The following is an 11,349-nucleotide window of genomic DNA, read 5'->3' on the forward strand; positions in this document are numbered from 1 at the left end:
GTGCCGTGCGCGTCCATGCTCACGCCCATCCGCATGCAACCAGCACCATGTCGATCAGCTTGATGAACGGGAACGGCAACAGCACGCCGCCGAGGCCGTAGACCAGCAGGTTCCTGCGCAGCAGCGGCGCGGCGCCGAGCGGACGATAGCGCACACCCTTCAGCGCGAGCGGGATCAGCGCGACGATGATCAGCGCGTTGAAGATCACCGCCGACAGGATCGCCGACGCCGGCGACGCGAGGTGCATCACGTCGAGCACGTGCAGTTGCGGGTAGGTCGTCGCGAACGCGGCAGGGATGATCGCGAAGTACTTCGCGATGTCGTTCGCGATCGAGAACGTCGTCAGCGAGCCGCGCGTCATCAGCATCTGTTTGCCGATCTCGACGATCTCGATCAGCTTCGTCGGGTTCGAGTCGAGGTCGACCATGTTGCCCGCTTCCTTCGCGGCCTGCGTGCCCGTGTTCATCGCCACCGCCACGTCGGCCTGCGCGAGCGCCGGCGCGTCGTTCGTGCCGTCGCCCGTCATCGCGACCAGACGGCCGGCCGCCTGGTGTTCGCGGATCGTCGCGAGCTTGGTTTCCGGCGTCGCTTCCGCGAGGAAATCGTCGACGCCCGCTTCCGCCGCGATCGCCGCCGCCGTCAGCCGGTTGTCGCCCGTCACCATCACGGTCTTGATGCCCATCTTGCGCAGTTCCGCGAAGCGCTCCTTGATGCCGCCCTTCACGATGTCCTTCAGCTCGATCACGCCGAGCACGCGCGCGACGCCGTCGCGTCGCTCCGCGACCGCCAGCGGCGTGCTGCCGCGGCGCGCGATGTCGGTCACGACCGCTTCGATCTCGCGTGTGACGCGGCCGCCATGGGACTCGACGTAGTGCACGATTGCGTCGGCCGCGCCCTTGCGGATCTCGCGGCCGGGCAGATCGACACCGCTCATCCGCGTCTGCGCGCTGAACGACAGAAAGACGGCATGCAGCGCCTGCATGTCGCGCTCGCGCAAATTGAAGCGCTGTTTCGCGAGCACGACGATGCTGCGACCTTCCGGCGTTTCATCGGCGAGCGACGACAGTTGCGCGGCGTCGGCCAGCGCTTCCTCGGTCACGAACGGCGCGGGCACGAACGCCGATGCCTGGCGGTTACCGAGCGTGATCGTGCCGGTCTTGTCGAGCAGCAGCACGTCGACGTCGCCGGCCGCTTCCACCGCGCGGCCCGACGTCGCGATCACATTCGCCTGCATCATCCGGCTCATCCCCGCCACGCCGATCGCGGACAGCAAGCCGCCGATCGTCGTCGGGATCAGGCACACGAGCAGCGCGACGAGCGCGGTGATCGTCACCACGTGGCCGGCCTTCATCGCTTCGACCGCGAACGTCGAGAACGGCAGCAGCGTCGCGGTCGCGAGCAGCATCACGATCGTCAGCGCGACAAGCAGGATCGTCAGCGCGATTTCGTTTGGTGTCTTCTTGCGTTTCGCGCCTTCGACCATCGCGATCATCCGGTCGAGGAACGCCTCGCCCGGATTGACGGCGACCCGCACGACGATCCAGTCGGACAGCACACGCGTGCCGCCCGTCACCGACGAGAAGTCGCCGCCCGATTCGCGGATCACCGGCGCGGATTCGCCGGTGATCGCCGATTCGTCGACGGACGCGACGCCTTCGATCACGTCGCCGTCGGCCGGAATCGTGTCGCCGGCTTCGATGAGCACGACGTCCCCCTTGCGCAGGTCGGTCGACGCCATCACCTCGACAGCGGCCTGCGCATGCGGCGCCGCGAGCTTTTTCGCGACCACGTTGTGTTTCGCGCTGCGCAGCGACGCGGCCTGCGCCTTCGAGCGCCCTTCGGCGAGCGCTTCGGCGAAGTTCGCGAACAGCACGGTAAACCACAGCCACAACGCGATCGCGACGATGAAACCGGCGGGCGCCTCGGCCTGGCCGAACAGCGCGGCGATCCACAGCAGCGTGGTGAGGATGCTGCCGACATACACGCAGAACATCACCGGATTGCGGAACTGCGTGCGTGGCGTGAGTTTCCTGAACGAGTCCACGATCGCCGGGCGCACGAGCGCCGGATCGAACATCGAACGCACGGCCGTGCGCGCATGGCCGGGATGCTCCGGGCGCTGGCCGGTCACGGGTGCGAGAGACATGGCGGTTTTCCTTTTGCCGGCGCGGCGGCGCGGCGGCACCCGGCATCGGTCAGACGAGCCGGCTGCCTTCACGCTTTCGCGCGTGCGGCTTCCGTTTCCACGCAACCATCTTATGAAGGTTCGCGTGAAGATCGCGGCAAAGGATCGNCCCGGCATCGGTCAGACGAGCCGGCTGCCTTCACGCTTTCGCGCGTGCGGCTTCCGTTTCCACGCAACCATCTTATGAAGGTTCGCGTGAAGATCGCGGCAAAGGATCGCGTCGGAGCATAAAAAGCGCGTAAACGTCGGTTTCGCCGCGGCGCGGCGGGGGTGTCTCATGGGCCGTACACGAGCGGAAGCGCCACACTCCGCTCACGCGACGTTACGCGGTCAAAGCAGGAAAGCGAGCCCGGGTGCGGCGCTCAGCCGAACGTGTGGCGCCCATGCTGGCGTGGCCGCCACGGCGACGAACGGCAGCTCGCGGCGCCGGCCGCGCGGCGCGCGGCCAATCCGGCGCCACGGCGCACGCGCAGGTCGCGCCGCGCCACCGCGGCAATGCGCGACGGCAACGCAAACGCAAGGCGCCGCACGGCCGCCATGCGCGCAGCCAGCCGCGACGCCGGCGACATCCGGCGCACGACGTGCGCGACAGGCCGCTTGCAAAGGATCGCGCTGTCGTAGCGCTTGCCGGCGAAGCGCATCACGTCGACGACGTCGAAACCCTGCGCACCGTAGAACGCCAGCAGATGCGAAGCGGGATGCGGCGTATCCAGCGCGAGCAGCGTATAGCCGCGCAACGCGGCCCACTGCTCGGCGAACGACAGCAGCAGCGCGCCGATCCCGCGGCTCTGGCAATCGGGATCGACAGCCACCTGGCGCACGCTCGCGACGCCTTCCCGGCGGTACAGCGAGCAGGCCGAAGACGGATCGGTGCCATACAGCGTGGCCGTGCCGATCACGCGTCCGCCGCACACGGCGACATAACACTCGCCCGCTTCCGCGCGGCGGCGCGTGACGTCTTCGTCCTGATCGACGCACGTGCAGTTGAGCCCCATCGCACCGAGCCGCGCGAACGCACGATGCAGCATCGGCGTGAGTTGCGCATAGCTGTCGACTGCCGGATCGAAACGCCGTACGACCACCCGGTCGGCGCACACGGAAGGCGGCGCAGCGGGGAGACGTTCGGCCATCGCGTTCCAGGGTATCGACATCGCAGTGCTCCGTGGTTGGGATGCTCGAAGTCTATGAGCGCGCCGACCGCCCTCGCAAGAAAAAATGTCGTAAAAGTTTGGGGGAATGCGTGCGGGAGAAGCGGTGGCGACGGTGCATACGACCGCTCCGCATACATCGTTGTGGACGCACGAAAGAACGCCGATCGTTGTTCGCGCAAGCAACGTATCCCGCGAGCGCATCGAGGCCGGACCCACTCGCCGTTGACACATGCGGCGACGCCATCCAGACTCGCTGCTCCCCAACCGCACCGAGAGCGCTCATGGTCACCTGCTTCCTTCGTTACGTCATCGATCCGTACAAGCTCGACCAGTTCGAAACCTACGGCAAGATGTGGATTCCGCTCGTCGAGCAATTCGGCGGCACGCATCACGGCTACTTCCTGCCATCCGAAGGCGCGAGCAATATCGCGCTCGCGATGTTCTCGTTCCCGAGCCTCGCCGAGTACGAGCGCTATCGCGAACGCTCGAAGGACGATCCGGCCTGCCAGGCCGCGTTCCGCTACGCGGAGGAAACGCGCTGCATCATCAGCTACGAGCGCAGCTTCTTCCGGCCGGTGTTCGAGTAACGGCCCGGGCATCGCGCCCCTGATCCCCACCGGAATAAAACAAAAGTACATCGCGGATTTCCGTGGGGAACGCGACGCTGACCGTCGACGTTTGGCAAGTTGCGGTCACCTGCGCGTCCCTGCGGATTCAACCCGTCGCTGCCACACGTTGCGTCATCGGCAGACACGGACGTTCACCATCACGATGGCGGCGTTGCACGCCGAACGTCGTTTTCATTCGTCGCCATACGTCACGCCAACACCGCATCTCCCGATTCCCTCTGAGGAAATGGAGGGCACCCGCAAAGCGCATTAGCCTGACAAATCCCCATGCGTTAACGCTGAATATCGGTAGTAGACCGGACTCTAGTAACCAATGACGCGCACCGTTAACCGATTCATGTACAGAGTCGGTTTCTCTGCCAAAAATCCTTGGAGTCTCGCTACGACCTGCTATGACCATCAAGTTAAAACTTCAGATTTTGATGCTCGTCACGCTGATGGCCATCGGGGGCGGTATCGCCGTGACGTCGTTCGGATTCGGTTCCGTAAGCGATGCGGAGGCGGCCTCGCATCGCCGGGAGACGCAGGTGCGCGGCATAACGGAAATCAAGGCAAGCGCGCTATCCACGGTCGAGCTTGACCCGGCGTCGGACGATACCAAGAAGATCTTTTCCGAAGCAGAACGAAACATCGGCAAATGGGCCGAGATCGTTGGCCCGCTGTTCGATTCCGTGGATCAACAAGCAAGGCTCAAGACGCTGCGCGCCCAATGGAATGCGTACGACCAGAAATCACGACAGCTGATCGAACTGGCTGCCCATGATCCCAAGGCGGCCAACGATCAGGTCGGTTCGCTCTACCACAACGACTTTCAACCGCTCAGTGCGTCGATCGAGGCGACCATCACGGAAGTAGGAAATCGTGGCCAGCAAGCCGCGGACCTTGCCGACCGCGTCAGCACGAATGCGGTCAGGACGGTCATGACCGTATTGGTCGTGGCGATGGCGATTGTCGTCGGATGGATTCTCCTGCTGTCCCGTTCGATCCAGCGCGCGCTGGGCGGCATCCAGGGGACGTTGCAGCAAGCGAGCGAATCACTCGACCTGACAAGGCGTGCGTCCGTTCAGGGTAAAGACGAAATCAGCCAGACGGCTGCTGCCTTCAATCACCTGATGGGCCGGATCGCCGAGGTCATGGGCGCGGTGCGGGACTCCGCGGAATCGGTGAGCACGGCTTCGAAGCAGATTGCCGCAGGCAATGTCGATCTGTCGAGCCGCACGGAAGAGCAGGCCGCTTCGCTTCAGGAGACGGCTGCGAGCATGGAGGAGTTGACCGGCACGGTGCGGCAGAACACGGAGAATGCCCGGCAGGCCAATGGGCTGGCGCAGTCATCCGCGACCATCGCGGTCAGGGGAGGCGACGCTGTAGGCGAGATGGTCGCGACCATGGGAGAAATCAACGCCAGCTCGGCGAAGATCGTCGACATCATCGGCGTGATCGACGGGATCGCTTTTCAGACCAATATTCTCGCGCTCAATGCTGCGGTGGAGGCCGCCCGCGCAGGCGAACATGGCCGGGGTTTCGCGGTGGTAGCCACCGAGGTGCGCACGCTCGCGCAACGCTCGGCGGCAGCGGCCAAGGAAATCAAGACGCTGATCGAAAATTCGGTGCGCAAGGTCGAAACAGGTACAAAGCTGGTCGACCAGGCGGGCAACACGATGGAGGAGGTTGTCACCAGCATCAAACGGGTGACGGACATCATGGGAGAAATTGCCGCGGCCTCCGACGAGCAAAGCAAGGGAATCGATCAGGTTGGGCAGGCAGTCACGCAGATGGACGAAGTCACCCAGCAGAATGCGGCGCTGGTGGAACAGGCTGCCGCAGCGGCGCAGTCGCTGGACGATCAAGCGAGGAAGCTGCACACGGCGGTCAACGTTTTCAAGCTCTAGGCTCGGCATGTTGCGTGCGCCAACACGCGCAACACGGCTTTCCCGCGATGAACAAAAAAAAGCCCCGCCAGCATCCGCCCGGCGGGGCCAACCCATGTCAGTAGAGACATCATGGAGGAGACGGGCCCATCTTATCGAGCGCGGCGTACCGTCCCAACCAAGCATTTCTGCTATCGATCTGCGCGGCCACGCACACGATTGCCCCCGCTGCGCGGCATATCGATAGAACGAAAAGTCGTTTTCAGAGTGGCAACGGGGTCGTTACCATCTGGTTTTAAGCCTGTGCTTAGCCGGGCAAGCCATCCCCGAGGAGCGCCCCTTGACTGCATTCGATCAACACCGCCGCCCGTTCGTCGTCGGCATCGGCGGTACCACCCGGGCCGCGTCGTCCACCGAACGCGCACTGTCGTTCGCGCTGCGCGGCGCGCAAGCCGCCGGCGCACGCACGCGCCTGTTCGACGGCCCGTTCCTGCATACGCTGCCGCACTACGCCCCCGAACACAAAACGCTGACCGACGCGCAACGCGAACTGATCGACGCCGTGCGCCAGGCCGACGCGATCATCATCGCAACGCCCGGTTATCACGGCGGCGTCTCCGGTCTCGTGAAGAACGCGCTCGACACGCTCGAGGAACTGCGCGCGGACGATCGCCCCTATCTCGACGGCCGCGCGGTCGGCCTGATCGTTACCGCCTACGGCTGGCAGGCGGCCGGCACGGTGCTGACGTCGCTGCGTTCGATCGTCCATGCGCTGCGCGGCTGGCCGACGCCGTTCGGCGCGACCGTGAACACGCTCGAAACGCGCTTCGAAAGCGCCGACAGTTGCTCGGATCCGAAGGTCACCGCGCAACTCGAGACGGTCGGCGCGCAAGCGGCCGAGTTCGCGCTCGCGTTCGCATCGCATCGCGCGGCCACGCATGCGGCTTCGGTCGACGCGCTCGCACCCGTGCTGAAGATCGCCAGCCACCAGTAATCCCCCCGCATTCCGCCGCCCGCGCCCGGTCGCCCCGATTCGCCGCGCGCGGGCGGCGCGTCTTCGGACGCGCGGCGATGTGCCGTGCATGCCGCCGCTTCGCCGCCGTGGTCCTTTCCCTGCATACCGCCCCGATAACGATTCAGCCTGCCGCGTGATTTGCATTGCCCGAAAGATTGGTTCACGCGGCCGGCGGGTTTTCGTACGCTGAAAGTCCGAACTTTCTCCGCACACGCCATGAACCGTACGATCCGCTACAAGGGCTATGAAGTCGCCCCCGCTGCCGCCCGGTTGCCGAACGGGCTGTTCGCCGCCAACCTGACGATCGAGCGGGCGGGCGGCGGGCCGTCGCCGCGCTCCGTGTCGTTCGACGCCATCGATTTCTTCTTCGAAGAGGAACACGCGCTCGCCTACGCGTCCCGTTGGGGCCGTCTCTGGGTCGACACGCACGTGTGACGTGCGCCTGGCCGGCGTGCGCATGGCCGCTCGAAAATACGCGTTTACGGAAGCTATGCAAGAATCTTTCAGCCCGTAATCGCATAACAACAGCCATGACTGACACGCTGCAGAAAGAGCACGCAGCCGCAGATCACGCAATGCGCAACTGGACCTTCGAGAGGCAAGGTCCGGTCAGGATCGGTTCCGATGCGCACAAGCAGATGTTCTGCCGCATGCTGCTCGACACACACAACCCGTACAAGCCGGCCGTGATCGATTGGCCGGCGCTCAAGCCCGACGAACTCAAGCGCCTTACGTCGCTGCCGATCTGGGACATCGCGGTGCAAACCGAAGGCCGCGCATCGATTCGCGTGGCCACGTACGCGGAGTCGATCGACGATGCGCTGCTGCGCCGCGCACTCGAAATGGACGGCGGCGAGGAAGCACGCCACAAGGTCGTGCTGTCGAAGCTCGTCGAGGCGTACGGTATCCGGCTCGCGCCCGAGCCGCCCTACCCGGCGCCGACCGACCCCGAGTGGTCGTGGATGATCACCGGCTTCAGCGAATGCATCGACAGCTTCTTCGCGTTCGGCCTGTTCCGTTCCGCGCAGCGCTCCGGCTATTTCCCGCCCGAACTCGTCGACACCTTCGAGCCCGTGATCCAGGAGGAAGGCCGCCACATCCTGTTCTTCGCGAACTGGTACGCGTGGTACTGGCGCACGATGCCGTGGTGGCGCCGGCCGTGGTTCTTCGCACGCGTCGCGGCCGTGTGGGTGCACCTGATCCGCGACCGCATCGGCATCGCGCGCGGCATCGATGCCGACGGCGCCGCGCGTGACGCGAACTTCCCGGCGACCGGCACCGCCGACATCGGCGACGCGCTGAACCCGCGCGAACTGATCGAACTGTGTCTCGTCGAGAACGACCGACGGATGGCCGGTTACGACAAGCGCCTGCTGCGCCCGATGTTCGTGCCGCGCCTGGCGCGCTTCGCGCTGCGGTTTCTCAAGAAGTAAGGCGGGGCGCGCTGCCGCGAAATGCGAGAGCCGGTGCGGGCCGCACGCTTGCCGGTTCCGCTCTCGACGTCGCGCGCTCCGGCGCCCGTCGATGCGCTGCGGGACCTTGCCGAACTCGATCCGCCTGCCGTCTGTGGCGCGCCCGATACATTTACCCCTGCCCTTTTTTCTCCGGCGCTGCCATGCGCGCACGCCGCGCATCGGGCAAATTGCCGCACCCATGATCTGACAATTCGGGCGCGTCGCCCCCGACGCCGACCCGCGTCTTTAACAACCTGTCGCCACCCGGCGAGCGACCGGTGCACGGCCCCCTCCCGGGGCGGTTCGGCACGCCCTCGTATCCCGCCCGGATACCAACATCATCGATATCGTCAATAGGACAAATTCGAAATTTGAATGGTGACGGCCCGGCGCATCGTCCTGTAGCACTTTTTTACAAATTCGACGAACCGGCCGGCCCGGAACGCCCGTCACACGGGCAGCCACGGCGAACCCGATGCGCAAATCAGCACAGCCCGATATTCGTCGATTCAAATTAAATTGATTTATAGATAATCTAACAAAATAAAAATAAAACCATCTCAAAATACCGCATTAACAAATTAACAAGATATTCAGCATATTATCAATCGGCCCCTCCGAAAATATTACAATTTCGAAAGGACGATCGATCTCGCAAACGTTTGCTATTTCATTTGTCTTACTTTTCAGACATTTCCATGTGTGACCTGCCGCACAAAACACACGCAACACATTGATTTTTATACCAAATGCCGCACAAACCCAGAAAAATTCAAACCCTACACGTCACATTCTTACATCTTTCAAATTCATTCTCCCCTGATACATCAAAACACGATGCATTAACCATCTTTTAACTTTCCAAACCTCTCATTTATCACTTTTTATCAATCTCTTAAATCCACCTCCAATAAACTCCGCCCATCAATTTTGAGATTCGCGCGAGCGCACGGAATATTCCTCTAACGAAAGAGACCGGTGTGTGGCGTGCATATTTGGAGGTAGCAGGACATGAACCGCACATACCGCTCGATCTGGAACGAAGCTCTTGGCGCCTGGGTCGCGGCATCGGAACACGATTCGGCACGGGGCAAGCCGAACAAGTCGGCCGTCGTGAAGGCCGTTGCAACCGCCGTCCTCGTAGCGGGGGCGACCGTCGGCAACGTTGCGCATGCGCAGTACAGCGCGGGGGGCTTCTCGACGGGTACCTCCGGCGCCGTCGCGGCAACCGGTGGCCAGGCAATCGCAATCGGCGGCGGCGCCGGCAGCACGACGACCGCCAGCGGTTCGACGTCCATTGCGATCGGTGCGAACGCAACGGCATCGGGCAACTATTCCCAGGCTTTCGGCCAAGCCACGACGGCGACCGGCGCAAGCGCGATCGGCATCGGCTCCGGCGCGAAGGCGCTGAACACGGGTGCGACCGCGGTCGGCAACGACACTACTGCATCGGGCTCCAGCGCGATCGCGATCGGCGGCGGCAACAGTTCGGGCACGGGTGGCGCGATAGCCTCGGGTAGCAACTCGATCGCACTGGGTCGGTTCTCGAATGCGTCCGCGAGCGGCGCAACCGCGCTGGGCTCTACCGCATCGGCCGGCGGCACCGATTCGGTCGCGATCGGCACCAACACCACCGCGCTCAATACCTCCGTTGCAGTCGGTCGCGGCTCCACGGCCACGGGCACGAACGGCTCGGTCGCAATCGGCAATTCCGCGACGTCGACGGGCACCGGTTCAATCGCAATGGGCAACGTCGGCAGCTTTTCGGCGACCACAGTAGCCAGCGGCTCGGACGCGATTGCACTCGGCAACGGCTCGACGGCCAGCGGCAATTCCGGGTCCGTGGCCGTGGGTTCCGCCGCCACGGCGTCGAACAGCTATGCAACCGCCTTCGGTTCAAACTCGACCGCATCGGGTTCGGGTTCGGTCGCATTCGCACAAAATGCCAATGCGTCGGCCACGAACGCCGTCGCGATCGGCGTCGCGTCGAGCGCCAATGTCGCGAACTCGGTCGCCCTCGGCTACAACTCCCAAACGACAAGCGCGCTGTCGGGGACGACCGGCGGCACCACGGTGGTCAGCAGCACGACCATCGGCGGTCAGACGTTCGGCAGCTATGCCGGCTCCGGCGCGGCAGGCGGCGTAGTCAGCGTCGGCCAGCCGAACTTCGAACGCCGCATCCAGAACGTCGCGGCGGGCCTCGTCAGCGCAACCAGCACCGACGCGATCAACGGCAGCCAGCTCTACGCCGTGGCAAGCACGACGACATCGAGCATCACGAGCCTGTCGACTTCGACGTCGACGGGGTTGTCGTCGGCAAACAGCTCGATCGGTTCGCTGTCCACGTCCACGTCGACGGGGCTCTCGTCGGCTAACAGCTCGATCGGCTCGCTGTCGACGTCGACGTCGACCGGCCTGTCGTCGGCTAATAGCTCGATCGGCTCGCTGTCGACCTCGACTTCGACCGGCATCAGCTCGCTGTCCACGGGCCTCAGCTCGGCCAATAGCTCGGTCACGTCGCTGTCGACTTCCACGTCGACCGGCCTGTCGTCGGCTAATAGCTCGATCACCTCGCTGTCCACCTCGACTTCGACCGGCATCAACTCGCTGTCCACCGGCCTCAGCTCGGCCAATAGCTCGGTCAAGTCGCTGTCCACGTCGACGTCGACGGGTCTGTCGTCGGCTAACAGCTCGATCACCTCGCTGTCCACCTCGACCTCGACGGGTCTGTCGTCGGCCAATAGCTCCATCACGTCGTTGTCGACGTCCACGTCGACGGGCCTGTCGTCGGCCAATAGCACGATCACTTCGTTGTCGACCTCCTCGTCGACGGGTCTGTCATCGGCCAATAGCTCGATCACTTCGCTGTCCACCTCGACCTCGACCGGCATCAGCTCGCTGTCCACCGGCCTGAGCTCGACCAACAGCTCGGTGACTTCGCTGTCGACCTCCACGTCGACCGGCCTGTCGTCTGCGAACAGCTCGATCACGTCGTTGTCGACCTCGACCTCGACGGGTCTGTCGTCGGCCAACAGCTCGATCACTTC

8 protein-coding genes are annotated in these 11,349 nt (G+C 64.1%); 6 read left to right on the top strand and 2 right to left on the bottom strand.

The window, feature by feature from the left end:
• Window positions 1-19: 19 nt before the first annotated feature.
• Window positions 20-2,077 (bottom strand): potassium-transporting ATPase subunit KdpB, encoded by a 2,058-nt coding sequence (kdpB, locus tag ACTRWB_RS28750; RefSeq protein ID WP_446903854.1) that lies wholly within the window; start codon window positions 2,075-2,077, stop codon window positions 20-22.
• Window positions 2,078-2,547: 470 nt separating this feature from the next.
• Window positions 2,548-3,336: a GNAT family N-acetyltransferase gene (locus ACTRWB_RS28755; RefSeq protein ID WP_343493571.1), complete on the bottom strand. Its 789-nt coding sequence runs from the start codon at window positions 3,334-3,336 to the stop codon at window positions 2,548-2,550.
• Window positions 3,337-3,617: 281 nt separating this feature from the next.
• Between ACTRWB_RS28755 and ACTRWB_RS28760 the strand changes: the two genes are divergently transcribed.
• The 6 genes from ACTRWB_RS28760 to ACTRWB_RS28785 form a co-directional block, all read left to right on the top strand.
• A complete protein-coding gene (locus ACTRWB_RS28760) occupies window positions 3,618-3,923 on the top strand; it encodes an NIPSNAP family protein (protein ID WP_129515735.1) in 306 nt (101 codons plus the stop codon).
• A 434-nt stretch (window positions 3,924-4,357) separates the two neighbouring features.
• Window positions 4,358-5,854, top strand: a complete 1,497-nt coding sequence (locus tag ACTRWB_RS28765) for a methyl-accepting chemotaxis protein (RefSeq protein ID WP_446903847.1) — start codon at window positions 4,358-4,360, stop codon at window positions 5,852-5,854.
• Window positions 5,855-6,173: 319 nt separating this feature from the next.
• Entirely contained in the window at window positions 6,174-6,827 is a 654-nt protein-coding gene (locus tag ACTRWB_RS28770; RefSeq protein ID WP_129515737.1) for an NADPH-dependent FMN reductase, read from the top strand.
• A gap of 237 nt (window positions 6,828-7,064) precedes the next feature.
• Window positions 7,065-7,283: a hypothetical protein gene (locus ACTRWB_RS28775; RefSeq protein WP_048251238.1), complete on the top strand. Its 219-nt coding sequence runs from the start codon at window positions 7,065-7,067 to the stop codon at window positions 7,281-7,283.
• A 95-nt stretch (window positions 7,284-7,378) separates the two neighbouring features.
• Complete coding sequence (locus ACTRWB_RS28780) at window positions 7,379-8,281, top strand: aminomethyltransferase (RefSeq protein ID WP_048251259.1); 903 nt, start codon at window positions 7,379-7,381, stop codon at window positions 8,279-8,281.
• A 1,032-nt stretch (window positions 8,282-9,313) separates the two neighbouring features.
• Window positions 9,314-11,349: ESPR-type extended signal peptide-containing protein (locus tag ACTRWB_RS28785; RefSeq protein ID WP_446903848.1), on the top strand; the 2,036-nt coding region annotated here is incomplete at its 3' end.

It is taken from the genome of Burkholderia sp. YIM B11467 (genome assembly GCF_052952715.1).